This window comes from Pseudomonas fluorescens (genome assembly GCF_000730425.1).
In the GTDB taxonomy this organism is placed as follows: Bacteria; Pseudomonadota; Gammaproteobacteria; order Pseudomonadales; family Pseudomonadaceae; genus Aquipseudomonas; species Aquipseudomonas fluorescens_X.
This window is the reverse complement of the sequence record NZ_CP008896.1, coordinates 5,043,395-5,067,362: the sequence shown is the minus strand read 5'-3', so window position 1 is coordinate 5,067,362 and position 23,968 is coordinate 5,043,395. Positions and strand designations below refer to the sequence as shown.

The 23,968-nt window shown below is 62.0% G+C and carries 23 protein-coding genes; 8 read left to right on the top strand and 15 right to left on the bottom strand.

From position 1 onward, the window contains the following. Window positions 1-79: 79 nt before the first annotated feature. The 8 genes from dacB to HZ99_RS22645 form a co-directional block, all read right to left on the bottom strand. A complete protein-coding gene (gene dacB, locus HZ99_RS22680) occupies window positions 80-1,534 on the bottom strand; it encodes a D-alanyl-D-alanine carboxypeptidase/D-alanyl-D-alanine-endopeptidase (protein WP_038446215.1) in 1,455 nt (484 codons plus the stop codon). 69 nt (window positions 1,535-1,603) lie between these two features. Further along, window positions 1,604-4,027: a TonB-dependent siderophore receptor gene (locus HZ99_RS22675; protein ID WP_080727743.1), complete on the bottom strand. Its 2,424-nt coding sequence runs from the start codon at window positions 4,025-4,027 to the stop codon at window positions 1,604-1,606. A 110-nt stretch (window positions 4,028-4,137) separates the two neighbouring features. Then, window positions 4,138-4,287, bottom strand: coding sequence for a type B 50S ribosomal protein L36 (ykgO, locus tag HZ99_RS22670; protein ID WP_020297337.1), 150 nt, complete (start codon window positions 4,285-4,287; stop codon window positions 4,138-4,140). Window positions 4,288-4,452: 165 nt separating this feature from the next. Continuing rightward, entirely contained in the window at window positions 4,453-5,430 is a 978-nt protein-coding gene (locus HZ99_RS22665) for a FecR family protein (RefSeq protein ID WP_038446210.1), read from the bottom strand. Next, on the bottom strand, window positions 5,427-6,005 hold the full coding sequence (locus tag HZ99_RS22660; RefSeq protein WP_038446208.1) for an RNA polymerase sigma factor: 579 nt from the start codon (window positions 6,003-6,005) through the stop codon (window positions 5,427-5,429). The genes HZ99_RS22665 and HZ99_RS22660 overlap by 4 nt, the downstream gene beginning before the upstream one ends. Window positions 6,006-6,011: 6 nt before the next feature. Then, window positions 6,012-6,338, bottom strand: a complete 327-nt coding sequence (locus HZ99_RS22655) for a DUF3325 domain-containing protein (RefSeq protein ID WP_038446206.1) — start codon at window positions 6,336-6,338, stop codon at window positions 6,012-6,014. Then, window positions 6,338-7,912 carry a PepSY-associated TM helix domain-containing protein gene (locus HZ99_RS22650; RefSeq protein ID WP_038446205.1) on the bottom strand — a complete coding sequence of 525 codons (1,575 nt, stop codon included), beginning with the start codon at window positions 7,910-7,912 and terminating at the stop codon, window positions 6,338-6,340. Before HZ99_RS22650 ends, HZ99_RS22655 begins: the two co-directional genes overlap by 1 nt. Then, the gene (locus HZ99_RS22645) at window positions 7,909-8,211 is read right to left on the bottom strand and encodes a DUF3649 domain-containing protein (protein ID WP_038446202.1); all 303 of its coding nucleotides are present in this window, start codon (window positions 8,209-8,211) and stop codon (window positions 7,909-7,911) included. The genes HZ99_RS22650 and HZ99_RS22645 overlap by 4 nt, the downstream gene beginning before the upstream one ends. Window positions 8,212-8,463: 252 nt before the next feature. Between HZ99_RS22645 and HZ99_RS22640 the strand changes: the two genes are divergently transcribed. From HZ99_RS22640 to fecA, 3 genes are all read left to right on the top strand, one after another. Further along, window positions 8,464-8,952 carry a sigma-70 family RNA polymerase sigma factor gene (locus tag HZ99_RS22640; protein ID WP_038448164.1) on the top strand — a complete coding sequence of 163 codons (489 nt, stop codon included), beginning with the start codon at window positions 8,464-8,466 and terminating at the stop codon, window positions 8,950-8,952. Continuing rightward, entirely contained in the window at window positions 8,949-9,893 is a 945-nt protein-coding gene (locus tag HZ99_RS22635; RefSeq protein ID WP_038446200.1) for a FecR domain-containing protein, read from the top strand. Before HZ99_RS22640 ends, HZ99_RS22635 begins: the two co-directional genes overlap by 4 nt. Before the next feature lie 91 nt (window positions 9,894-9,984). After that, window positions 9,985-12,330 (top strand): TonB-dependent Fe(3+) dicitrate receptor FecA, encoded by a 2,346-nt coding sequence (gene fecA / locus HZ99_RS22630; RefSeq protein WP_038446197.1) that lies wholly within the window; start codon window positions 9,985-9,987, stop codon window positions 12,328-12,330. A gap of 96 nt (window positions 12,331-12,426) precedes the next feature. Here fecA and HZ99_RS22625 read toward each other — a convergent pair whose 3' ends face one another. Both HZ99_RS22625 and HZ99_RS22620 read right to left on the bottom strand, forming a co-directional pair. Next, entirely contained in the window at window positions 12,427-12,834 is a 408-nt protein-coding gene (locus HZ99_RS22625; RefSeq protein WP_038446196.1) for an HPF/RaiA family ribosome-associated protein, read from the bottom strand. A gap of 212 nt (window positions 12,835-13,046) precedes the next feature. Beyond that, on the bottom strand, window positions 13,047-13,994 hold the full coding sequence (locus HZ99_RS22620; RefSeq protein WP_038446194.1) for a LysR substrate-binding domain-containing protein: 948 nt from the start codon (window positions 13,992-13,994) through the stop codon (window positions 13,047-13,049). Window positions 13,995-14,131: 137 nt separating this feature from the next. Between HZ99_RS22620 and HZ99_RS22615 the strand changes: the two genes are divergently transcribed. The 3 genes from HZ99_RS22615 to HZ99_RS22605 all read left to right on the top strand — a co-directional run bounded on the left by HZ99_RS22615 (window position 14,132) and on the right by HZ99_RS22605 (window position 17,431). Further along, window positions 14,132-15,508 (top strand): L-serine ammonia-lyase, encoded by a 1,377-nt coding sequence (locus HZ99_RS22615; RefSeq protein WP_038446193.1) that lies wholly within the window; start codon window positions 14,132-14,134, stop codon window positions 15,506-15,508. A gap of 60 nt (window positions 15,509-15,568) precedes the next feature. Continuing rightward, window positions 15,569-16,855 carry a serine/threonine transporter gene (locus tag HZ99_RS22610; RefSeq protein WP_038446191.1) on the top strand — a complete coding sequence of 429 codons (1,287 nt, stop codon included), beginning with the start codon at window positions 15,569-15,571 and terminating at the stop codon, window positions 16,853-16,855. Between the two features lie 258 nt (window positions 16,856-17,113). Then, window positions 17,114-17,431, top strand: coding sequence for a DUF3509 domain-containing protein (locus tag HZ99_RS22605; RefSeq protein WP_038446189.1), 318 nt, complete (start codon window positions 17,114-17,116; stop codon window positions 17,429-17,431). A gap of 1 nt (window position 17,432) precedes the next feature. Here HZ99_RS22605 and HZ99_RS22600 read toward each other — a convergent pair whose 3' ends face one another. Beyond that, on the bottom strand, window positions 17,433-17,882 hold the full coding sequence (locus tag HZ99_RS22600) for a phosphate-starvation-inducible protein PsiE (RefSeq protein WP_038446185.1): 450 nt from the start codon (window positions 17,880-17,882) through the stop codon (window positions 17,433-17,435). A 332-nt stretch (window positions 17,883-18,214) separates the two neighbouring features. Here HZ99_RS22600 and HZ99_RS22595 point away from each other — a divergent pair, with 332 nt between their 5' ends. Then, a complete protein-coding gene (locus tag HZ99_RS22595) occupies window positions 18,215-18,475 on the top strand; it encodes a YebG family protein (protein ID WP_003188807.1) in 261 nt (86 codons plus the stop codon). A 53-nt stretch (window positions 18,476-18,528) separates the two neighbouring features. On the opposite strand, the gene HZ99_RS22590 is transcribed toward HZ99_RS22595, so the two are convergent. Then, window positions 18,529-19,548 (bottom strand): Leu/Phe/Val dehydrogenase, encoded by a 1,020-nt coding sequence (locus HZ99_RS22590; protein WP_038446180.1) that lies wholly within the window; start codon window positions 19,546-19,548, stop codon window positions 18,529-18,531. 185 nt (window positions 19,549-19,733) lie between these two features. On the opposite strand from HZ99_RS22590, the gene HZ99_RS22585 reads away from it, so the two are divergent. Then, complete coding sequence (locus HZ99_RS22585) at window positions 19,734-20,537, top strand: SirB1 family protein (RefSeq protein ID WP_038446177.1); 804 nt, start codon at window positions 19,734-19,736, stop codon at window positions 20,535-20,537. A gap of 37 nt (window positions 20,538-20,574) precedes the next feature. Here the strand turns inward: HZ99_RS22585 and HZ99_RS22580 are convergent, their stop codons facing one another. From HZ99_RS22580 to fahA, 3 genes are all read right to left on the bottom strand, one after another. Further along, window positions 20,575-21,909 carry an MFS transporter gene (locus HZ99_RS22580; RefSeq protein WP_038446176.1) on the bottom strand — a complete coding sequence of 445 codons (1,335 nt, stop codon included), beginning with the start codon at window positions 21,907-21,909 and terminating at the stop codon, window positions 20,575-20,577. A gap of 112 nt (window positions 21,910-22,021) precedes the next feature. Next, the gene (gene maiA / locus HZ99_RS22575) at window positions 22,022-22,657 is read right to left on the bottom strand and encodes a maleylacetoacetate isomerase (RefSeq protein ID WP_038446175.1); all 636 of its coding nucleotides are present in this window, start codon (window positions 22,655-22,657) and stop codon (window positions 22,022-22,024) included. Between the two features lie 12 nt (window positions 22,658-22,669). Continuing rightward, on the bottom strand, window positions 22,670-23,968 hold the full coding sequence (gene fahA / locus HZ99_RS22570) for a fumarylacetoacetase (RefSeq protein ID WP_038446174.1): 1,299 nt from the start codon (window positions 23,966-23,968) through the stop codon (window positions 22,670-22,672).

Genomic DNA, 23,968 nt, shown 5'->3' with positions numbered 1-23,968 from the left:
CTTGCTCGCGAAAAACCTGAGGGCAACGCGGGAAGTCAGATTCCCCGCGTTATCGTTAACGACCTTCGCGAGCTCGCTCCTACAGCGGGCTTTGTGCAAGGACCGTCGCCAACCGATCTTCCAGGGCCTTGATCCGACTGCCCTCCACCACGTAGTTGTTGGTCAGCATCGAAAACACCAACCGCCGCCCACCCGCACCGGTGATGTAGCCAGTCAACGAAGACACCCCACCCATCGATCCCGTCTTGGCCTGCAGGTTGTTTTGCGCTGCGGTCCCGCGCAGGCGGTAACGCAGGCTGCCGCCGCTCAGCCGATCCGGGTGGCCGGCGATGGGCAGCGCGTCGTACCAGGCGTTGAACCACGGCTGCTTGCCCATGGCCAGCAGCAGGTCCGTGAAGCTCTGCGCCGACACCAGGTTACGTCGCGACAAACCCGAGCCATCCACCTGGTTCAGCGTTGCCGGGTCCAGGCCCTGGCGCTTGAGAAAATCTGCCACTGCCGCCACACCCGCAACCGCGGTGCCCGCATTTGCCTGTTGACGCCCCATGGCCTTGAGCAGCGCTTCGGCCATGCTGTTATTGGACTGTTTGAGCAAGGGCCTGATCAGCGCCTGCAAGGGCGCCGACTGGTGTGTGGCCAGCACCGTGGCCGCTGGCGGGCTCACACCACCGATCACCCGCCGCCCCTGCACGCTGATCCCCTGCTCCGCCAAGGCCCGGGCAAACAGATTGGCCACCAGTTGCGTCGGCTCCCACACGCTAACCCACTGGCGGCTTTGCGTCCCCGGCTTCAGGGCGCCACGCAGGCGCAGCAGGTTGCTGCCATGCTGGCGACTGAGCCCGTAGCTGTTGCCCGGGCCGCTGACCGCCAGATTGCTCAGCTGCACATAATCGGTCGGTGGGCTGAGGGTGACGCCCAGCGGTTGGCCGGCTGCCACGGGGGCCTTGGCCGTGACGATCAAGGTGCCCGCATCAAAATCGGCATTGGGCGACACGGTCAACGCGGAAATCTGCGCGCCGTAATACTTGTCTTCGTCGTCATGGGCCCAATCGACGCCCAGGCGTTCGGCGTCGAACCAACTGTCATCGAATACCAGGTCGCCCTGGATCTGCGCGATGCCCTGCCCGGCCAGGTTCGCCGCCAGTGCCTGGTAGTCCGCCCACTGGATAGTCGGATCGCCCAGGCCGCGCAGGTACAGGTTGCCCATCAGGCGGGCGCCTTGCTGGCTGCCATTGCTCAGCACCTGTGTGGAGAACCGATACTGCGGCCCCAGCACATCCATGGCCGCCGCAGTGGTCAGCAGTTTCAGGCTGGAGGCCGGCACCAGCCGCGTGCGGGGGTTGTGCTGGTACAGCGTGCTGCCACTGCGGGCATCGCGCACCATCAACGAAACGCTGGCTCCCGCCAGGGCCGGATCGGCCAGTAACTGGTCCAGCGCCTGCTCGCCGGTTCTCGAAGGCGTGGCACAGCCCGCCAACAACAGGCTCACGCCCACCAGCATGGCGCGGGTGTGTCTCCATCGTCCCAACTGCATCAACACTTCCCGCCATTCATCAAAGAGCGCAACGCTAGCAGCTCAAGCCGCCAGCGTCATCGCCGACGATCAGAACTCCAGGGTGCTGGACAACGACACCTGGCGGGCATCGCCCATGGACACAAACAAACGGCTGACAGCCGAGGTGTAGTAGGTGCGGTCAAACAGGTTCTTCACATTGAGCTGGAACTTGACCTTCTGCCCGTCGACCTTGGTGTCATAGGTGGCAAACGCATCGGCCACGGTGTAGCCCGGCAGGTCGAAGCTGTTGAGGGCATCGCCGGCCCGCTCGCCGACATAACGTGCGCCAGCACCGACGCGCAGCTGATCGCCGCCGACGAGGGTGCCGAAGTCATACACAGCCGATACAGAGCCGGAGTTCTTCGCCACGTTTTGCAGGCCCTTGCCTTTGTAGGCCGGGTCTTCGGTGACTTGCGCATCGGTGTAGGCATAGCTGCCGATCAGGCTCCACTGGTCCGTCAACTGCCCGCTCAGGTCCATTTCCAGGCCACGGGAGCGTACCTTGCCGGCAACGCTGTAGATCGAGGTCGCGCCCTCGGCAATCGACACCAGCACGTTGCGCTTGTGGATATCAAACAAGGCCACGTTAGCGGTTATGCGCCCCGGCATATCGAGCTTGGCCCCCAGCTCCCAGGACTTGGACTCTTCCGGGGCGATGCTGCCGTCGATCACCCTCTTGTTGTTCAGCGGCGCGATGGTGGAGTTGGGCTTGAACGATTCGGTGTAGCTGCCATAGAACGACAGTTCATCGGTGTAGCGGTACACCAGGCCGGCGCGAGGCACCCACTTCTGGCCGTTGCTGTCGGTGTTGGCCGTGAACGGGCGGCCTTTGCCGGCGTACTGGTCGTATTCCTGGAAGCGCGCACCGCCCACCAGGATCCACTGGTCGGTCAGGTGGATGGCGTCCTGGAAAAATACCGAGTCGCTGCGCAGCAGGTCGGTCTGGTTGCTGTCCGGCGCACTGACGGTGGTACCCGCCACTTCGCGGCCATACACCGGGTCGTTGTAGCTGAACACGCTGCGGCTGGCCTGGCGGATCAGGTCGGCGCGGTAGATTTTGCGGTACTCGTCATCCAGGCCGAACACCAGATCATGGCGCATGCCGGCCACGTTCACCTTGCCTTCGAGGCTGACGGTCGTGAAGCGGTCGGTGGTCAGCGCGCCTTGGGTACCGTCCATGTTGCGGTTCAGGGTGCCATTGGCGTTGACCTTGCTCACCCGCACCTGGCTGGCGTCGTAGGTTTCGCGGTTCCAGCTGTAGCCCAAGTGGGCCTTCCAGTCGTCGTTCAGCTCGTGGTCGACCTCGAGGCGATACAGGTCGGAGCGGCCTTCCATATTGTTGAAAGGCTCGTCCAGGCGGCGTGTGGCGGGGATGTCGAGCGGGTGGTTGGTCTTGGGGTCGATGGCCGTGCCACGGTCGAACGGCGAGAGGAACTCGCGGTGCTCGTAGGCCAGCAACACCTTGGTGGTGTCGCCGTACCAGGCCAGGGACGGCGCGATCAGGCTTTCGCGATAGGTGCCGAAGTTGCGCCAGTAATCTTCGTCCTGATGGTCAACGATCAAACGGTAAGCCAGGCCGCTGTCGCCAATCGGGCCCGTGGTGTCGAGGTTGCCACCGCTGCCGTTCTTGCCACTGCCATAGGTCGAGCCGCGCACGGTCAAGGCGGTGGTGGAGGTCAGCTCGGGTTTCTTGCTGACGATATTGATCACCCCGCCCGGATCCTGGATGCCATACAGCAACGACGCCGGGCCCTTGAGTACTTCGACGCGCTCGGCGGTTTCGTTCAGCGCCCGGCCCTGCACCACCGGCATGCCGTCGCGCATGACCGAGCCATTCCGGTTGTCGCCAAAGCCGCGCAGCATCACCGCATCCTGGGTGCTGCCCAAGGTGTTGGCCTGGGTGATACCGCTGATGTTGGCCAAGGCATCGTCGAGGTTGCGCGGCACCTGGTCGCGCATCACCTGGGCCGGCACCATGTTCACGGTTTGCGGGATTTCCAGCAGCAGGCCCTGGGAACGCATCACCGAACTGGTGGGCGGCGGCTGGTAGCTGGTGGTTGGCGGCGCATTGACACCGCTGATGGTAGTGGCGCCGAGGTTGAGTGCGCCTTCGGTCGGCAACGGCTCCAGGGCCAGGGTGCGGGCGTCGATCTGGCGGAAGGTCAAGCCGGTGTTGCCCAACAGGCGCTGCATGGCCTGGGCTGCACTCAGCTGCCCACTGACAGCCGGGGCGTTGAGGTTGTAGGGCGCTTCGTCGGTGTAGACCACGCTGATGCCGGTCACACGGCTGAAATCGCTCAGTGCCTGGGGCAATGGCTTGGCCGGCAGTGCAAAGCTGAAGACTGCGCTTTGCACCTGCGCCGCTTGCGAAAGGGTCAAGGGTAATAATGCCAGGCCTGAAGCGGCCAGAAGGGAGGCTCCCAGCCACTGTTTAACCGAACCGCCTGCCGCCGACTTTGCCCTGGACTTCATGCTTGAGAACCCGTGTAGAAAAAGCTGTTAATGCGAATTGATCGCAGTTTCAAGCACTACACGGATGGCGTGGAGTTTTACCTCAGGTGAAATTGAAAATAATTTCACTCTCAGCCCTTGTTCTTATTCTTCGCCCCGCCCTGCCGGGCCTTGAAGCGTGGGTTGGATTTACAGATCACATAGATCCGCCCGCGCCGCTTGACGATCTGGCAGTCGCGGTGACGGTTCTTGGCTTCTTTGAGTGAGGACAGGACTTTCATGGGTGAGGCTCCTTTGCATGAATGTAATAACATATCATAAATGCAAATAAGAACAGTTATCAACTCTCCCTCACCCAACCATTCCCTGTAGACGCTGGCTTGCCAGCGATGAGGCCCTAAAGACCTACGCTGGTCTTGCCGGCGCCTACAGGGTGTGGATAGTTTTTAGCGGACGATGATCAACCGGCCCAGCACACTGTGCTGTTCAAAACCCAGCACCGCTTGCAGTGCCTTGAGCACCGCCTCGGGGTCCTTGCTCGGGAAGCTGCCGCTGACCCGGCGGGCGCCGAGTTCGTCATTGAGCAGCAGGATGCGGCCTGGGTAGTAACGACCAAGGTCCTTGACCACATCTGCCAGTGGGGCCTTGTAGTAGTTGAGCCAACCGTCGCGCCACCCCAGGCGTGCCTCACTGTCCACGGCATGCCGCTCATCAGCCACACCTTCGGCGTAGTCCACTTGCTGTCCAGCCGTCAGAATCTGCTGAGCTCCCTGGGCCGAAGGCCTGACCCCCACCCGCCCCGACAACACCGTCACTTGGGCGCCCGTCGGTTGCAGGCGCACTTCAAACTGCGTACCCAGCACCCGCACCTCACCGCTGCCGGCGTGCACCACAAAGGCTTGGCCCGTGTGGGTCACGCTGAAAAAACCGGCGCCACGGCGCAGTTGGATGTGGCGCTCGCCATGGCGAAAATCCACGGCAATTGCGCTGTCGGCATCCAGGGTGATTTGGCTTTGATCGGCCAGGGTCACGGTTTTGACTTCACCCGGCGCGCTGACGTAATCCGCGCCCAGGTCGTCGAACCAGCGTTGTGGCTGCCAACCCGCGCCGATCGACACCATCAACACCAGGCACGCCGCCATCGCCAGTGCCACCGACCAGCGGCGCACGCGGGAACGTTTCGCGCCGTCCATGGCCTTGAGGTAACGCTGCAAGGCCAAGGCGTCTTCGGTGGCCAGGATGCTTGCCGGCACTTCGCTCAATTCCCACAACACCTGGGCCTGGGCATACGCCTCGACGTGGGCCGGGTCGGCGCGCAACCAGTGGCTGAAGGCGGCCTGGTCGCCACCGCTGGGCGCATCGTGCAGCAGGCTGAGCCAGGCCAGGGCGGCCTGCTCCTGGGCGGGCGTCGGCGTGATGTTCACGGTGCTTTCCCTGGCGAGCGTGGTGGATGGGCTTCCCGCAGGCTGGCTTTGCAGGCTTGGAGGGCGCGCATCATATGTTTTTCCACGGCACTTTGGGACAGGCCCATGGCCTTGGCGATCTCTGCGTATTTGCGCCCGTGGATGCGGTTGAGCAAAAAGATCTGCCGCGTCCGTTCCGGCAAACTGCGCAGCGCCGCCTCCACATGGCGCAGATCGTTGCCCGCTTCCAGCGCGGCCTGGGGCTCGGAGCCGTGATGATCCTGCTGTTCCGGCAACCAGCCTTCATTGCCGCGCACCCGCGCACCTTCGCTGCGCAGGTGGTCGATGGCAATATTGCCAGCGCAGCGCAGCAGGTAGGTGCTGAGTTCTTCGACCTGTACCAGGGGCCGGCGCCAGAAGCGCAGGAACAAGTCCTGCACCAGGTCCGCCGCCGTCGCCCGGCAACCTACACGGCGGCTGACCAACGCCTCCATCTGTGAGCGCTGGGACAAAAATACCTGCAGGAAATGTGCGCGCCCGCCCGACGATTCTGCGTGGGGGTGATCCTGGGATTCGGGTGGCGTGGTGATCATCAAAGGCGCTCAGAGGGTCGCGAAGGCCGCAACGGGGCTGGCCAGCAGGCCGGCGCCCGCGAGGATCAAGGCCAGCCTTGGCCGATACGGCAACAGCAACACCAACAACAGCCCACTGAGCATCAGCACGGCGCACCAGTCCACCAGGCCCCGGCTCCAGCCCGCCATGTGTACCGCCGGCCAAATCGACAGCCCCAGCAGCAACCATCCACCCAGGCGCAACCCCAGGCGCCGTCGTGGCGAAGGCTTGCTGTGCAGCAACTCGCCATGGTGACGGTCCAGGGACAGGCACAGTGCAACAAAGCCTGCGTAGCACAGCAACAAGGCCAGCAACATCAGTGCACCTCGCCTTTGAGGGTCAATGGGCGGGCACGCTCGGCGCGGGGTTGAGGGACGCTGCGGTGCCGCATTTTCCAGGCGGCCCAGGCCAGGAACAGGCCGCTGCCCAGGCACGTCAGGTCAAAGCCGGCCATGGCCCAATCGCCCTTGACCAGCGACACGCCCAGGTGCTCGGAAGTGGTCAACGCATTGAGCAGCGGCACCGCCATAAACAGCGCGGCCCCCAGCCCCAGTTGCTCTACCCAGGCACGCCGGCCACGGCGCAGCATGGCATGGAGCACGGTCAGGCCCCAGGCGATAAAGAAGCTTTGCACTTCCCAATCCGAACGCTCGGCGAAGGTCACAGGCAGCAAGCGGTTGGCCCAGAAAAACACCGCGATGGCGATGACCAGCCCGGACATGCTGGCAAGGTTCAGCACTTCCACCAGGCGCAATTCAAACGGCATCACCGACGCTTTGGCGTGCTTGAGCTGACGCTTGCCCAGCCAGATCACCAGGCCGGTGCCAATCATCGCCGTGCCCGCCAGGCCGCAGATAAAGTACAACCAGCGCAACACCGGGCCGGCAAAATGGCCCATGTGCAGGCCGTAGAAGCTGCCACCAATGGCCATCGGCAGCGACTGTTCGGCACTGACCCGCAGCAGCTCGCCGGTGCTGCCATTAAAGGACACGGTGCTGCCGAAATCATGCACCACCCGGTCAGAGCCGGCGCGGGAGACATTGACCGAGGCATTCACATCGCCCGGGTTGTTCACCGCCAGCCGCCCCACATGCCCACCGTCCCACTGCGCCCGCGCCTGTTCCACCAGCGGCGCCAAAGGCAGCAGTTTGCCGGGCTGGCCGAGGGCCGGCGCGTTGTTGGTGGCCGGGAACAATTCATTGAAGAACGCACGGGTGTCGCCGTCATAGGACGCGAGGATGCTGGCAGGCATGACCATGGTCATGAAGATCACCAGGCTGCTGTAGGTGATCATCAGGTGGAACGGCAATACCAGCACGCCGACCGCGTTGTGCCCATCGAGCCAGGAGCGCTGGCCCTTGCGCGGGCGGAAGGTGAAGAAGTCCTTGAAGATTTTCTTGTGGGTGATGATCCCGGTGATCAGCGCGACCAACATCACCATCGCCGCGGTGGTCGACAGCCAGCGACCCCAGGGGTGGGGCATCTGCAATTGGAAGTGGAACCGGTAGAAGAACTCGCCGCCCATGGTTTCCCGGGCCTGGAGCGGTTCACCGGAGACCGGGTCGAGCATTTTCTCGATGAAGTCACCCCGCCGGCCTGGGTCGACCTTGTCTTGCCACATCACCGACAAACCGGGGTCGCGGCTGTTGGGCAGGCCGATAAACCAACGCGCCGCCGCAGGCGCGTGCTGCTCCAGATAGCGTTGCGCCACGGCGACGCTGCGCCCATCGTCCACCGCATGCGCGGGCACTTCCGGCTGCATCCAGTGGGTGATTTCGCCCTTGAAGTAAGACAGGGTGCCGGTAAGAAAAATCGCAAACAGCAACCAGCCGAAAATCAACCCGGCCCAGGTGTGCAACCAGGCCATGGCCTGGCGGAAACCTTCTTTCATGGCCGTGCCATCCAATAGGCCAGGCCCGCCAGGGTGGCCAGCATCACACAGGGCACCAGCACGCCAAACCAGGCGCGGGCCGCGCTGCGGCAGGCAAAGCACCAGATCACCGCCAGCAGGTAGAACACAAAGGAACTGAGCATGCCGCTGACCACCGCGTCAGCGCGGGAGATTGGCAGCCAGAAGGTCAGGCACACGCTGGCCAGGGACGCCAGCACATACCCGCCGACGACAGCCGCCAGCAGCCGCGACGTCACACCGAGGCGATAGGAAAGAGGACGTGATGCTTTGCTTTTCATGCCAGTAGCGCCTGGTTTATCAGGGGCGCAAGTCTAATGATAAACATTCTCATAAGCAAAAGAGAACGAATGACGCGAGCCTCCACATCACCACGGTACGCCAGATACACCGAGGTGCCGGCATCGCCGGCAAGCCGGCGCCTACAGATCGTCCATCGGTCTCTTATGCTGATTGCTGAATGCCATCCAGCTCTCTATAATGCGAACAATTCTCGTTATCTAACGCATGCAAATGCTGCCGGAGTGTTCGCGTTGCGGCCGTCCAATACCGTCGAAGTCCTGTATCACGACCATCACCACTGGCTCACCGGCTGGTTGCGACGCAAGCTCGGCTGCCCGCAAAGCGCCGCCGACCTGGCCCAGGACACGTTTATCCGGGTGCTGACCGCACGCGAAACACCGACGCTGATCGAGCCGCGCGCCTTCCTCACGACCATCGCCAAGCGCGTACTGTTCAACCACTACCGCCGCCAGGACCTGGAGCGCGCCTACCTCGATGCCCTGGCGCAAATGCCCGAACTCGCTGCCCCGTCGGAAGAAGAGCGGGCCATTGTTCTGCAAGCCCTGATGGAGCTGGACCAGTTACTCGACGGTTTGCCGATACTGGTCAAACGCGCCTTCCTGCTGGCCCAGCTCGATGGCCTGACCTACGCGCAAATCGCTGGCGAACTGGGCATTTCCATCGCCACCGTCAAACGTCATTTGAATAAGGCGGCCATGCGCTGTTACTTCGCCCTATGAACGCGGCCACGACCTTCTCCACACAAGTCGCCGAACAGGCGGTGCAGTGGCTGATGCAAATGCAGCAAGGCCCGCTCAACCCGCGCCAGCAGGCCAACTGGCAGCACTGGCTGGATGCCCACAGCGAACATCAACGGGCGTGGGAGCATATACAGCGGGTCAACCAGCGCCTGCGCGGGATGCCCTCGCCCCTGGCCCATGCTGCGTTGAACGCACCCAAATCCAGCAGCCGGCGCCAGGCGCTGAAGCTGCTGTTGATACTCGGCGCCGGCTCGGCAGCGACCTGGGGTTTACGCCAGCAACACTTGATCCCGCCATTGACCGCCGACTACCGCAGCCCCCTTGGCCAGCGGCGCAAGGTGCAATTGGCCGATGGCAGCCAATTGCAACTCAATACGGCCAGTGCCGTGGATGTGCAATTCGATGGCCCACAGCGGCTGATCCACCTGCTCGAAGGCGAGATATTGCTGCGCGCCAGCACTGCGTTGCAGATCATTACCGCCCAAGGCATCGTCACCACCCAGGCAGCGCAGGTGAATGTGCGCCAGTTCAGCGATCACACCCAGGTTGCGGTGCTCGATGGCCAGGTGGAGATTGCCCCCAGGTCCTACAGCGGCCTGCCCCTGACCCTGGAAAAATCCCGCCTGGCCAACCTCACCCGCAAAGGCTGGGATACACCACGCCTCACCGATGCCAACACCGGGGCTTGGGCCGACGGCATGCTAGTGGCATCGCACATGCGCCTGGCCGATTTCCTCGACGAACTGAGCCGATATCGTCACGGCCAATTGCAGTGCGATCCGCAGGTGGCCAACCTGCTGATCTCCGGCAGCTACCCGCTGGACGACAGCGAACGCATCCTCGACCTGCTGCAAATCAGCCTGCCGGTCAAAGTGCGGCGTTTTACCCGCTATTGGGTCAGCGTCCAGGCCCGCGCCTGAATTATTTTCAGGCACCTGTGAGCCGTTTTCCGTACTTCGCGTGACAGAGAGGGAAAGCCACCCAGTTTCCCACCTCTGAGGAACGTTCTTCATGCCCCAGCAACCGACTCGCCTGACGCCACTTGCCCGCACGCTGCGCCACTTGCTGCTGGGCGCCAGCCTCAGTTTCAGCGCACTGCCCTACGCGGTGGCGGCCGAGGCCAAGCCGTATCACATCGCCCCGTCGTCTTTGGAAGCGGCACTGAATCAGTTTGGTCGCGAGGCCGGTGTGCTGATTTCCTTTGGCTCCGAAGTGACCGCCGGCGCGCAAAGCCAGGGCCTGACGGGCAACTACACCACCGAGCAAGGCTTGAACGCACTGCTCAAGGGCACAGGCCTGCAAGCCCGCGCCGAAGGTAACAATGCCTACAGCCTACAACCCCTCAACACCCCGGCCACCCTGGAGCTAAGCACCTCCAACGTGGTGGGCGACTGGCTGGGCGATGCCGCGCAGACCAATGTCTTCGAGCACCCCGGCGCCCGGGATGTGATTCGTCGCGAAGAATTCGAGCGCCAGGGTGCGACCCAGGCCCGGGACGTGCTCAACCGCATTCCCGGGGTCAATGCGCCGCAAAACAACGGCACCGGCAGCCACGACATGGCGTTGAACTTCGGCATTCGCGGGCTCAACCCGCGCCTGGCCTCACGCTCGACAGTATTGATGGACGGCATTCCGGTACCGTTCGCACCCTACGGCCAACCGCAGCTGTCATTCGCGCCGGTCAGCATGGGCAACATGGATGCAGTGGACGTGGTACGCGGCGGTGGCGCGGTGCGTTACGGGCCGCAAAACGTCGGCGGCGTGGTCAACTTCGTGACCCGGGCGATTCCCGATGCACCGACCGTCAAGGGGGGCCTGCAGACCGAGACCAGCCCGTCCTCCAGCCATGATGGTTTCAAGACTACCGGCAACCTGCTGGCAGGCGGCACCGCCGACAACGGCCTGGGTGGTGCGATCCTGTATTCCGGCACCCGCGGCGGTGACTGGCGCGAACACAGCGACACACAAATCGACGACCTGATCCTCAAGGGCCACTACCAACTGGACGAAGCCAACAGCTTCAATGCCATGGCCCAGTACTACGAAGGTCAGGCCGATATGCCTGGCGGCTTGAGCACTGCGGCCTACAAGGCCGACCCATATCAATCCACTCGCCCCTACGACAAATTCTGGGGTCGCCGTACGATGTTCAACGTGGGCTATCGCTACCAGGAAGATCGCCGGGAATTCACTGTCAACAGCTTCTTCACCAAGACCTTGCGCAGCGGCTATCTGGATCAGGGCAGCTTCCTTTCGCTGTCGCCGCGCGAGTATTGGGTACGCGGCCTGGAAACGCGCCTGGCCCAAGGCTTCGACCTTGGCCCGACCAGCCACGAAGTGGGCGTAGGCTATCGCTACATCAACGAAGCCGGGCACGAGTTGCGCTACCGCACGCCGATCAGTGCCAACCAGCAACTGCCCAACACCGACAGCCGCAACGACCGCGACACCCGCGGCGGCACCGAAGCCAATGCGTTCTTCGTCGATGACCGGATCGATATCGGCAAGTGGACCGTGACCCCCGGTATCCGCTACGAAATGATCAAGTCCCAGCAGACCAACAACCTGACCGACGTCAAATACAAGGGCGACTACAACACCGCCTTGCCTGCGTTGAACGTGCTCTATCACCTGACTGACGACTGGAACCTCTACGCCAACACCGAAGGCTCCTTCGGCAGCGTGCAGTACAGCCAGATGCCAAACCGCGTGAGCAGTGGCGCGGTCAAGCCGGAAAAGGCCCGCACCTGGGAAGTCGGCACCCGCTACGACAATGGTGCGCTGCGTGCAGAGATCGGCGCGTTCCTGATCAACTTTGACAACCAGTATGAAAGCAACCAGACCAACGACTCGGTGATCGCCCGTGGCGAAACCCGGCACCAGGGCATCGAGTCCAGCCTCAACTATGCCCTCGACGGCTTGAGCCCGGCACTGGCCGGCTTTGATGTGTACGCCAGCTACGCCTATGTCGATGCAACCATCCGTGAAGACGGCCCGAACAAAGGCAACCGCGTGCCCTTCTCGTCCAAGCACAAAGGCACCCTGGGCGTGGGCTACACCGAAGGTCAATGGAAGTTGAACCTGGACAGCACCTACCAGAGCAGCCAGTTCGCCGACAACGCCAACACCCGAGCCGAAAGTGCCGATGGCAGCACCGGGCGCATCCCCGGCTATATGTTGTTCAGCAGCCGCGCGGCGTACGACTTCGGCCCGCAGTTGTCGGATTTGAACGTGGCGGTAGGGGTGAAAAACATCTTCAACACCCAGTACTACACCCGCTCGTTTGACGATAACAACAAGGGCAAATACGTGGGCGAGCCACGGACGGTGTATGTGCAGACCTCAGTTGCGTTCTAACGACCGGCTCCTACATTTAAGTGCACAGTAAGCACAAACAAAAACGGGCCTGCATCTGCAGGCCCGCTTTGTATGGGGTTGAAAAACGCTCAGCCATCAGCTGTTAAGCGCAGCCTGTTCGTTTTCCAGGAATTCCTCTTCAAGCCCGGCATCGTCGACTTGGTTGTTTGGCGTGCGCTTCTCTGCACGCGGCTTGCCTTGCAGTCTGCCGAACAGATGCTCCAGCGCGTTATCCAGCTTGGTGGCCGCCCCGTCGATCGCTTGCTCCAGGGTATCGGCTTTATGAATGACAGAAATAGGTTGATGACCCTTTGGCCGCGCTTCCAGGCGGCAACTCAAATCGTGGGGCCCCGGCTTGTCGCCGTTTTCATCGCGCAGGTAGACCTCAACACGGGTCAGGTCTTCTTCATAACGTTCGAGCGTGCTCTCAATGGTAGTACGTACCCACTCCTCCAGTCGGATGCTGCTTTCAATATGGTTGTCGCTGTTGACTTGGATTTGCATAGTGTTTCCCTTATTTCAGCTAGCTCGCCAGAGGTCACAACTGCAACACCGATGCGGTGAAACCATGACCTCTTGATTACACAATTGAGCACCTGACGGAACAATTCAACCCCTTTGCAAAGATAAATCCTACATTACAAATTAAGTCTGACAACCTCCCGAAGCGCTGTTATCGTCGGGAGTTGGGTACACCCTCCTACCTCAGTAAATCCTCACAATTGCCCCTCTCCCAAGGGGTGCAATCCGCGAAAAATCCCCGCCTCTTCCACCAGCCAGTCATGCACCGCACGCACGCCGGGGTGGTTCAGCGCGCCTGGTGCGTAGAGCAGCACATAACGCTTGTGATTTGGCACCGCGAGGCCAAACGGCACGATCAGGGTGCCACGTTCCAATTCATCATTGAGCAGGGTACGTCGGGCAATCGCTACGCCCATGCCGGCAATGGCCGCCTCAATGGTCAGGTGGTTGCGGTTGAAGGTATGCCCGCGCCGCACGTCAGCCTGGTGATAGCCGATAGCATTCAGATAAAACTCCCACTCAGCGTATTCATAACTCCCACGCCAGGCGGTGATGTCGTGCAACAGCGGGAAATGCACCAGGTCGGCCGGGCCATGCAGCGGCGGCCGTCCGCGCAACAGGCTCGGCGCGCACACCGGGAAGATCTGCTCATCGAGCAGGGCTGTGGATAACAAACCCGGATAGCTGCCGTCGTTGAGGTCGATGGCCAGGTCGAAGTCACCTTCGTGCAGGGCAATGCTGCTGTCTTCAGCCACCAGGCGCAGTTGGATATCCGGGAAACGCTGCTGCAAACGCGGCAGGCGCGGCGTCAGCCACTTGCCAAGAAAGGACGGAATGGAGCGCAGGCGCAAGGTGCCGCTGATCATCCCCGCATCCAGGCGTTGCAACTCGGCATCGATGCTGCCGTAAGCCTCACTCACCGTGATCGCCAGCCGCTGCCCCTCTGCACTCAACTCCACGCCGCGCGCCCGGCGATGAAACAGGCGAAAGCCCAAGCGCTCTTCCAATTGACGAATCTGCTGGCTGACCGCCCCCGGCGTGATGTGCAGTTCTTCAGCGCAGCGGGTAAAGGATAAATGCCGTGCAGCGCAGGCGAATACGTGCAACCAGACATAGGTCTGGGCATGAAGCGGGCGGGCCATAGGGTTTAGTCCTGCTAAAGGGTGTCTTAGGATAATTCGTTGGTCAGTGCCGATCCAGAGGCTCAGTATCGCGCCACTTCCGCTTGTCCTACAAAACATGGCAGCGATTTCTACTCCATAGCTTGTAAGGCTTTAGCATGGCTATCAGCGTTTTTGATCTATTCAAGGTGGGCATCGGCCCGTCCAGCTCCCATACCGTAGGCCCCATGCGGGCGGCGGCAACCTTCGCCCAGTCCCTCACCGACCAACAATTGCTGGAGCAAACCCGGCGCGTGGAAGTGCGCCTGTACGGTTCCCTCTCCGCCACCGGCGTAGGCCATGCCACCGACCGTGCCTGCGTGATGGGGTTGATGGGCCAATGGCCAGATCGGGTTGACCCGACCTCGATCGGGCCGCGTATCCAGCAGTTGCATGAGTCCGGCCGGTTGTTGCTTGGCGGCACCCAAGAAATTGCCTTCAACTGGCAGCACGATCTCCTGCTGCTGGAGGAAAGCCTGCCCTACCACCCCAATGCCATGTCCCTGCATGCCTACGGGGAAAACGGCCTGTTGAGCGAGCAGACCTACTACTCGGTAGGCGGCGGTTTCATTATCGAGGCAGCGGAAGCCGAATCGGGTATTGCTCCCACCAGCGACGTAGAACTGCCCTACGACTTTTCCAGCGCCGTCGAACTGCTGGCCCTGTGCAACAAGCATGGCCTGCGGGTTAGCGAACTGATGATGGCCAACGAACGCGCCTGGCGTAGCGACGAAGAAATCCGTAGCGGCCTGCTGCACATCTGGTCGGTCATGCGCGAGTGCGTCGAACAAGGCCTACGCGATGAAGGCATCTTGCCCGGTGGCCTGGATGTGCCACGCCGCGCGGCAAAACTGCACCGCAGCCTGCTGGAAATCGGCAAACCGAATGTGATCACCTCGACCCTCTCGGCCATGGAGTGGGTCAACCTGTTTGCCCTCGCCGTCAACGAAGAAAACGCCGCCGGTGGGCGCATGGTCACTGCGCCGACCAATGGCGCGGCCGGGATCATCCCGGCAGTGCTGCACTACTACATGAAATTCAACGCCGACGCGTGCGATGACGACGTGGTGAATTTCTTCCTGGCCGCCGCCGCCGTCGGCATCCTGTGCAAGAAAAACGCCTCGATCTCCGGCGCCGAAGTCGGCTGCCAGGGCGAAGTCGGTTCAGCCTGCGCCATGGCCGCCGCTGGCCTGGCCGATATTCTCGGCGCCACCCCGGAGCAACTGGAAAACGCCGCCGAAATCGGCCTGGAGCACAACCTTGGCCTGACCTGCGACCCGGTGGGCGGCCTGGTTCAGGTGCCCTGTATCGAGCGCAACGCCATCGCCGCCGTCAAAGCCATCAACGCCACACAAATGGCCCTGCGCGGCGACGGCAAGCACTTCATCTCCCTCGACCGGGTGATCCGCACCATGCGCGATACCGGCGCCGATATGCATGACAAATACAAAGAAACTTCACGGGGCGGCCTGGCGGTCAGTTGGGTGGAGTGCTGAGGAGCACGACTACCCGCCCCCTACGTGAGCCCGCGCAAAAATAATAACGAGGCAATAACGATGACCGATGTACGTACACCTGCTGCCGGAAATCCTGTTGTAGAACACACCGTGACAACGGGCTGGAGCAAACACGACACCACCTGGATGCTGGGCCTCTACGGCACCGCCATCGGTGCTGGCACCCTGTTCCTGCCGATCAACGCCGGGGTCGGCGGCTTCTGGCCGCTGATCGTGCTGGCGCTGCTGGCCTTCCCCATGACCTTCTTCGCCCACCGTGGGTTGACGCGCTTTGTGCTGTCGGGCAAATCCGGCGACATCACTGACGTGGTGGAAGAACATTTCGGCGTCGGCGCCGGCAAATTGATTACCTTGCTGTACTTCTTCGCCATCTTCCCGATCCTGCTGGTGTACAGCGTCGCGCTGACCAACACCCTCGGCAGCTTTATGGAACACCAACTGCAAATGGCCCCGCCGCCACGGGCGATCCTGTCCCTGGTGCTGATCCTCGGCCTGATGGCCATTGTGCGCTGCGGCCAGGGCGTGATCGTCAAGGCCATGAGCGTGCTGGTCTATCCATTTGTCGCCGCCTTGCTGTTACTGGCGCTGAGCCTGATCCCCAACTGGAACGGCGCGTTCTTCGCCTCCGCAAGCGAAGGCATGCCCCTGCCGACCTTCTTCAATACCCTGTGGCTGGCGATTCCGGTGATGGTGTTTTCGTTTAACCATTCGCCGATCATCTCGGCCTTCGCCGTTGACCAGAAACGCGTGTACGGTGCCCAAGCCGAACGCAAGAGCAGCGGCATCCTGGCCATGGCTCACGGCATGATGGTACTGACGGTGATGTTCTTCTGCTTCAGCTGCGTCCTGGCCCTGTCACCCGCCGACCTCGCTGCCGCCAAGGCACAGAACATCTCGATCCTGTCCTACCTGGCCAACCACTTCCAGACCCCGGTCATCGCCTACGCGGCGCCGCTGATCGCGCTGGTGGCCATCACCAAGTCCTTCCTCGGCCACTACATCGGCGCCAGCGAAGGCTTCCAGGGCCTGATCGTCAAATCCCTGCGCGGGCGCAACCGCACCCTGTCGGCGCGCTGGCTGGAGCGTTGCACCGCCGTGTTCATGATCCTCAGCTGCTGGGCTGTCGCCACGTTCAACCCAAGCATCCTGGGCATGATCGAGACCCTCGGTGGGCCGATCATCGCGTGCCTGCTGTTCCTGATGCCAATGTATGCGATTCGCCGCGTGCCATCGCTGCGCCAGTATTCGGGCCAGGTGTCGAATGTGTTTGTGGTGTTGGTGGGGTTGATTGCGCTGTCTGCGGTCATTTTTTCGCTGGTGCCCTGAAACAGATCACCCTGTAGGAGCGGGCTTGCCCGCGATGGCGGTATGTCAGTCACTGAATGGTTGGCTGATCCACCGCAATCGCGGGCAAGCCCGCTCCCACAGGGGCAGTTCGTTGTCTGAAAGATTCTTGTACGGCACGGCCTTTGCTGTACACCCCTTGGAAGGAAAACGGAGCTTGTGACCGGTGGTCAGGCAACACGAACCAATCCCGATACCGGTCGTCAATCAGTGCATGTTCTTATCAGGCGGTAACGCACCATGGACAATCCTTTTCAACTGATCACCGACACGTTCACCCCCCAATACCGGGTCAACCTGAGCATCCAGCGCCTGGACGGCAGCATCATGCTGACCCTCTCCGACGACAGCGGCGTGGTTGCCAAACGCATGATCAGCGCCGAACAACGCAACGACCCGCAACGGCTCAAACGCCTGGTGCAAAGCGTGCAATTGGGCATTGCCATTGAACAGGGGCACAGCGCCATGGAGATTTTGGCGGTGATGACCGACGGCGACAGCCACAAGCTGTTGCAGCGCCGGCCGAGCAACCGGCCGCCGATCACGGCCGGGTTCTGACTCAGGACTCGGACTTGTCCTTGACCGATGGGTAGCGCGACGAGGCAAAACGCACCACCAGGATGGCGAATGCCAACAACAGAATCCCGCCACACAGGTAGATGATCCCCAGGTCCGGGGCGTTGTGGTGGGATACGTCGCCAATCAGCAGGCGGGTCAATGCCGTGATCGCCACGTAGAGCAGGAAGCGGATGGGCATGTGGTTGGTCTTGAAATAGATCCCCACCATGGCGCCCAGCTCCAGGTAGATAAACAGCAGCAGGATGTCATCAACGCTGATGCCGCCTTTTTGCAACATGTCGATAAAGGTCATTATTGCCGCATAGGCGGTGATAGCACCGATACCAAAAAGCGCCAGGTAGTGAAACGCCTCCACCGCCAGGTTGCCCAGGGAATCTGCACTCGCATGCAAGCTTTTGCGCACTTTGTCGGCCCACTTCATTTCTGTCATTACTCACCACCACTGTTTAAAAAATAGCCAACTGTATGCCATTGCCTACGCCATGCTTCGGCCCGGGTGGATGATGCCCGTTTGGCATGACGATTTCTCTGCATGCAGAAAGAAGGCCACAGATTGCTGAATGAGATGATGGTGGAATGACATGAGGCACTTATCTTGCCTTCGCAGCTTACGACTGCGGCACCCGGACACCTGACAAACCCCATTTCCCGACTACATTAAAAAGCTGCTACCCAAACCCCCTGGATTGGCTTATCCTTTTAACTGTATATAAATACAGTAATCGCAATAGACAACTATCGTGAAGGCATGTGAGGTGGTGAATGGCCGTCGAAGTGGTATACCGCAGCAGCCGAGATCTGGAGCGTTTGTTCATGGATAAAGCCGAAGCTGACCGTCATGACAAGATGCTTGAACTCGCTGAGTTGCTCGCAGAAGTGTTGCAAAAAGCCGTGCCGTCCCTGAGCGAGCAGCAGGTGGAGGAAGCCGGGATCTACATGGCGAAGAATCGCGATGTGTTTGCCAAGGCGTTCAAGAGCCAACCGGATGCGTTGTCCGAGTTGCTGAACCCGGCGGCGGAATAAAGCCCGAATTGAACAGGCCCTGAATCATCGATTCAGGGCCTTTTTAATCAGTGCTAGGCGTACAGCAACCGCTCGGCCAGTTCATCGGCCACTCGGGCGGGAGAGCGTTTTTCGGCTTGGGCGTGGCCGAAGATTTCGGTCAGGCGCGTGCCGATGTTGGACAGGTGCGCGGTGATGGTCGCCAGGTCCGCGCCACCGTGCTTGAGGGCGACGTAGATCAGGCCGCCGGAGTTGATCACGTAGTCCGGCGCGTAGAGGATGCCACGCGCCTCCAACTGGTCGGCCACTTGCAGGTGAGTCAGTTGCGCACTGGCAGAGCCGGCCACGGCGGCGCAGCGTAGTTGGGCGACGCTCTGGCGATTGAATACAGCGCCCAGCCCGCAGGGCGCGAGAATGTCGCACGGGGTGCTGAGCAAGGCGTCGTTGGCAATCGGGTGAGCCCCCAGCTGTTCCATGGCCAGTTGCACTTTGCCAGGGTCGATATCGCTCACCAGCAGTTCGGCGCCAGCGGCGTGCAGTTGTTCAGCCAGGGCGTAGCCGACATTGCCCAGGCCCTGGATCGCCACACGCAGACCTTCCAGGTTGTCGCTGCCCAGGCGGGCCATGGCGGCGGTGCGAATCCCGGCGAATACGCCCATGGCCGCATGGGGTGATGGGTCGCCGGCGGCGGTGGTACTGGTGACAAAGCGGGTGTGCTGGGCGATGCAGTCCATGTCGGCCACAGAGGTGCCGCTGTCGATAGCGGTGATGTAGCGGCCATCGAGTTGCTCGATACACCGGCCGAAGGCTTCGAACAATGCGGCGCGGCTTTCCACATGGGCGGGGCGGATGATCACCGCATTGCCGCCGCCCACCGGCAAACCGGCCAGCGCGGCTTTGTAGCTCATGCCTTGGGCCAGGCGTGCAGCATCGGCCACGGCGCTTTCGTCGTCGGGGTAAGCCAGGTAGCGACAGCCGCCCAGCGCCGGCCCCAGGCGACTGCTGTGAATGGCAATGACCGCCTTCAGCCCGGTCACCGGGTCAACGCTCAGGTGCAGGGATTCAAGGCGGGTGCTGTGCATGAGAGCAAACATCGTCAAGCTCCCGAATCACTTCTTGTAGTCGCCAAGTATAGGCCGCCGGTAAAAGATTGCCGGAGCACGCGGGAATAAGCCGGCCGCAATTTCAGGCTTTGTGACATAAACAAGTAGGCTGATTCTCAAGAAGCTGGACGAAAGTTCTCTGCAAGGCTAAAACGAGACATCCGACGGAGAATGCAATGAATCCCCGCCAAGCCTTTTTCGACTGCCTGCACCGTTCGCCACCGGCGCTGTTTGAAGCGGCGTTATGGATCGCTGCCGAGCACGACCCTGCGGTGGCCCCACGGGCGATCCTGGCTGACGTTGCTGTGCTGCAACAGCAGGTCAGCCTCCGCATGCCTTTGCTACCCGCCGATGAGCTGGGCCAGCCATTGCTGCGGATGATGAATGAGCTGGGGTTCGCCCAGGACGACTTCACCCCGCTGCGCCCTGCCGCCGCACTGCTGGACAAGGTCTTGCAACGCCAGCGCGGGCAGCCCCTGGCCCTGGGCCTGATTGCCCTGGAGTTGGCACGACGCCTGGAGATCCCCATGGTCGGGGTGAACTTTCCGGGGCACTTTCTGCTACGGGTAAATGGCGCCGACCATTTGCTCGACCCTTGTGGCGGGCGGCGACTGTACCCCAACGACTGCCGCGAATTGCTGCAACGCCAGTACGGCCCCACTCTCAAGCTGCAAGCCGAACACCTGCGTAGCGCTGAGCCGCGGCTGATCCTGCAACGGCTGTCGCGCAACCTGCGGCAACTGCACCTGGCCAATGACAATCACCTGGCGGCGCTGATCGACGCCGAACGAGTGCTGGAGCTGGGCGACGCCAATGCCGCCGACTATCTGGCGCGGGCCAGCCTGTATAAGCACCTGGATTGCCCGAATGCCGAGCGTTTTGATCTGGAGCATGCGCTGCTGCTCAGCGAGGACCCGGTGCAGCGGCTGAGACTGACTGAACGCCTGGGCCACCTGCCACCTGGCGCGGTGGTGCACTAGGAGGAGCCGGCAAGCCGGCCCCTGCATGTGACGGGCCTCAGACCTTTAGGGGAGGCTTGGCTTGCGGCGTGCGCACCTGAATGATCAGCAACGCGGCGATCACTGCCGGGATCGCGCAAAAAAAGAAAATCTGCTGCACCGGCACGTGCATCGCCAGCAGCATGCTGCCAAACAGCGGCCCGAGGATCGAACCAAACCGCCCGACACCCAGTGCCCAGCCCGTGCCCGTGGCCCGCACATGGGCCGGGTAGAAGTTGCTGGCAAAGGCATTGAGGGTCAACTGGCCGCCGATGATGCAAAAGCCCGCTGCAAACACAAACGCCACCAGGTAACGCGGGTTGTCATGGTTGAGCCCCAGCAGAATGGTGCACACCGCCGCCGCCGCCAACACAACGGAAAGCAGGCGCACTTTGCTTTTCAGGCGGTCGGCAAACCAGGCCATGCCAATTGCGCCCACGGTGCCGGCAAACAGAAACATCGACGTCACCAGGTTGGCTTTATTCAAGGCCATGCCACTTTCCAGCAGCAGTGACGGCAACCAACTGATCATGAAATACAGCAGGATCAGGCTGACAAAAAAGGTCGACCAGATCAGCAGCGTCGGCCGAGCATAACCATTGCGAAACAACTCCACCACGGTCAGTTTGCTGTCCTGCTCCTGGCGATTCTGTTCTTCGCTGGCCGCCGGTGCCTGCCAACCGGGCAGCATGCGCGCCGTGACTTTTTGCAGGCGCGCATAGGGCGGTGCATCACGCAACAAACGCGGCAGGGATTCAGGCAACAGCCATACCAGGAATGGAAACAACAGCAACGGCGTCACGCCACCGGCGAGGAACACCGCCTGCCAGCCGAAGCTGTCGATAAAGCCTGCCGCCACAAAGCCGCCGGCAGCCCCTCCGAACGAAAAGCCACAGGCCGCCAACGTCACCATCAAGGTGCGCATGCGCGGCGGCGAGTACTCCGACATCAAGGCCATGGCGCTGGGCATCGCGCCGCCCATGCCAATGCCACAGATAAACCGCGCGGCCATCAGCGTGTTCAGGGAGTTGGCAAATACCATCAGCACCGTGAGGCTGGCGTAGATCAAGACGCAAGCGAGCAAAATGCGGCGTACACCGAAGCGGTCAGCCAGGGGCGTCACGGCCAGGGAGCCGAGGGTCAGCCCCAGCAGGTTGGCGCTGAACACCGGGCCGAAGGCGGCCTTTTCCAGCCCCCAGTCCTGGGCCAGCGCCGGGACCACGTAGCCCAGCACCTGGGCGTCGTAGCCATCAGTCACCAGCAGCAACGCCAATAACAGGAGAATCAACCACTGGTAGCGCGACACCGGACGGGCGTCGAGTGCCGCGCGAAAGCTGGCAATCTGATTGTGCATCGCAAGGTACCTGTTTTGTTTTTATGGGGTATCCGCGTGCAGGAGCCGGCTTGCCGGCGATGGCGGTGTATCAGGTACAACGTCATCGTCGGCAAGCCGGCTCGTGCAGGGGTCAGGGGGTGTCGGGTTGGTTTGCGGGGTGGGCCTGGATGAATGCGGGGTGTTCTGCTGCCAGCGCGGCGACCCGCAGGATTCGTGGGTAGCCATCCAGCGCCACCTTGAAGCGCTCTGCCGCGTACAACTGTGGAATCAGAAACGCATCCGCCAGCCCTGGCTGGTCGCCAAAGCAGTAACCCTGCTCGCCGATCAATTGCTCCACGGCGCCCAGGCCCTGGCTGATCCAGTGCCCGATCCACTCCAGCAATTGCGCCTCGTCATGCCCCCACTGGCGCAACAGATTCTGGGTGCTGGAGTTGTGCAGCGGATGAATGTCACAGCTAATGATCGAAGCCACCGCCCGCTCGTGGGCGCGGGTTGCCAGATCCTTGGCGAGCATCGGCACCTGTGGATAACGTTCGTCCAGGTACTCGATGATCGCCGACGACTGAATCAACAATTGGCCCTCATCGGTGCGCAAGGCCGGTACCCGGCCCTGGGGGTTGATCGCCAGGTACTCGGGCTGGCGGTTGGCGCCCCCCTTGGGCACCAGCAGGTTGACCGGCAGCGCGGTGAAGTCCAGGCCCTTGAGTGCCAGGGCGATACGCACCCGGTAAGACGCGGTGGAGCGATAGTAGGTATAGAGTTCCATGCCCCTGCCCTCTCAGCGCGCCGCAACCACGGTGCCACGGCATTCGCCAAAGCCGATGGAAGCAAAACCGTCCCGCGTGCAGCGAGCGCGCAGGATGATTTCGTCGCCGTCTTCAAGGAATTTGCGCACCTCGCCGCTGGCCAGTTCGATCGGTTTTTTCCCACCTTCGGTGATTTCCAGCAAGCTGCCGAACTGGCCGGCTTCAGGGCCCGACAAGGTGCCCGAACCAAACAGGTCGCCGGCCTGCAACTGGCAGCCGTTGACGCTGTGGTGCGCGACCATTTGCGCCACGGTCCAGTACATGTGCCGGGTGTTGCTCAGGGTCAGGCGATGGGCCGGCAGGTTCTGCTCGCGCATCGCGGCGGTGGTCAGCAGCACTTGCAGTTCGATATCAAAGCCGCCAGCCGCCTGGTCGTGGGTGTCCAACAGATACGGCAGCGGTTGTGGATCACCGGCCGGACGCGCAGGCTGGGCCTTGCGGAACGGTTCCAGCGCTTCGGCCGTGACCACCCAGGGCGAGATGCTGGTGATAAAGCTTTTCGACAGGAATGGCCCTAGCGGCTGGTATTCCCAGGCCTGGATATCCCGCGCCGACCAGTCGTTGAGCAGGCAGAAGCCGGCGATATGCTCGGCGGCATCGCCAATGGCAATCGAGTCGCCCATGGCATTGCCCTGGCCGATCCAGATACCCAGCTCCAATTCGTAGTCCAGGCGGGCGCAGGGGCCGAAGGTCGGTTCGGTCTGGCCGGCTGGCAGGGTCTGGCCCTTGGGCCGGCGCACCTCGGTGCCGGAGGTACGGATCGTCGACGCACGGCCGTGATAACCAATCGGCACGTACTTGTAGTTGGGCAGCAAGGGGTTGTCCGGGCGGAACAGTTTGCCAACGTTCTGCGCGTGCTCAATGCCGACGTAGAAGTCGGTGTAATCGTTGATTTTCGCGGGCAGGTGCATCTGGCAATCTGCGGCCAGCGGCAACACCTGGGCACCCAGGGCTTGCAGCCTGGCTTGCTGGCTGCTGCCCTCGGCCAGCAGTGCCAGCAGGCGTTCGCGCAAGGCAACCCGCGGGCCACGGCCCAGTTCAAAGAAAGCATTCAGTTGGCCGTCTGCCATGGCATCGATGGCGCGGCGCGCGTCACCGTCAAACAGGTCACGGGCGGCCTGCAGATCAAAAATATGCTCGCCAATCGCCACGCCACTGCGCGCTGCCGAACCATTGAGGCTGAAGATGCCCAGGGGCAGGTTCTGCAGGGGGAAATCCGTGTGACCGTTGGCCGAGGCCACCCAACTACGGGTGAGAGTGGACTGAGTCAT

Bases quoted from the DNA above. Each gene is read 5' to 3' on its own strand.
- fahA (WP_038446174.1), bottom strand. From the start codon at position 23,968: ATGACTCAGTCCACTCTCACCCGTAGTTGGGTGGCCTCGGCCAACGGT.
- HZ99_RS22615 (WP_038446193.1), top strand. From the start codon at position 14,132: ATGGCTATCAGCGTTTTTGATCTATTCAAGGTGGGCATCGGCCCGTCC.
- HZ99_RS22620 (WP_038446194.1), bottom strand. From the start codon at position 13,994: ATGGCCCGCCCGCTTCATGCCCAGACCTATGTCTGGTTGCACGTATTC.
- HZ99_RS22655 (WP_038446206.1), bottom strand. From the start codon at position 6,338: ATGTTGCTGGCCTTGTTGCTGTGCTACGCAGGCTTTGTTGCACTGTGC.
- HZ99_RS22585 (WP_038446177.1), top strand. From the start codon at position 19,734: ATGAATCCCCGCCAAGCCTTTTTCGACTGCCTGCACCGTTCGCCACCG.
- HZ99_RS22595 (WP_003188807.1), top strand. From the start codon at position 18,215: ATGGCCGTCGAAGTGGTATACCGCAGCAGCCGAGATCTGGAGCGTTTG.
- HZ99_RS22635 (WP_038446200.1), top strand. From the start codon at position 8,949: ATGAACGCGGCCACGACCTTCTCCACACAAGTCGCCGAACAGGCGGTG.
- ykgO (WP_020297337.1), bottom strand. From the start codon at position 4,287: ATGAAAGTCCTGTCCTCACTCAAAGAAGCCAAGAACCGTCACCGCGAC.
- HZ99_RS22600 (WP_038446185.1), bottom strand. From the start codon at position 17,882: ATGACAGAAATGAAGTGGGCCGACAAAGTGCGCAAAAGCTTGCATGCG.
- HZ99_RS22580 (WP_038446176.1), bottom strand. From the start codon at position 21,909: ATGCACAATCAGATTGCCAGCTTTCGCGCGGCACTCGACGCCCGTCCG.
- HZ99_RS22625 (WP_038446196.1), bottom strand. From the start codon at position 12,834: ATGCAAATCCAAGTCAACAGCGACAACCATATTGAAAGCAGCATCCGA.
- dacB (WP_038446215.1), bottom strand. From the start codon at position 1,534: ATGCAGTTGGGACGATGGAGACACACCCGCGCCATGCTGGTGGGCGTG.
- HZ99_RS22590 (WP_038446180.1), bottom strand. From the start codon at position 19,548: ATGTTTGCTCTCATGCACAGCACCCGCCTTGAATCCCTGCACCTGAGC.
- HZ99_RS22610 (WP_038446191.1), top strand. From the start codon at position 15,569: ATGACCGATGTACGTACACCTGCTGCCGGAAATCCTGTTGTAGAACAC.
- HZ99_RS22650 (WP_038446205.1), bottom strand. From the start codon at position 7,912: ATGAAAGAAGGTTTCCGCCAGGCCATGGCCTGGTTGCACACCTGGGCC.
- HZ99_RS22605 (WP_038446189.1), top strand. From the start codon at position 17,114: ATGGACAATCCTTTTCAACTGATCACCGACACGTTCACCCCCCAATAC.
- HZ99_RS22645 (WP_038446202.1), bottom strand. From the start codon at position 8,211: ATGAAAAGCAAAGCATCACGTCCTCTTTCCTATCGCCTCGGTGTGACG.
- fecA (WP_038446197.1), top strand. From the start codon at position 9,985: ATGCCCCAGCAACCGACTCGCCTGACGCCACTTGCCCGCACGCTGCGC.
- HZ99_RS22675 (WP_080727743.1), bottom strand. From the start codon at position 4,027: ATGAAGTCCAGGGCAAAGTCGGCGGCAGGCGGTTCGGTTAAACAGTGG.
- maiA (WP_038446175.1), bottom strand. From the start codon at position 22,657: ATGGAACTCTATACCTACTATCGCTCCACCGCGTCTTACCGGGTGCGT.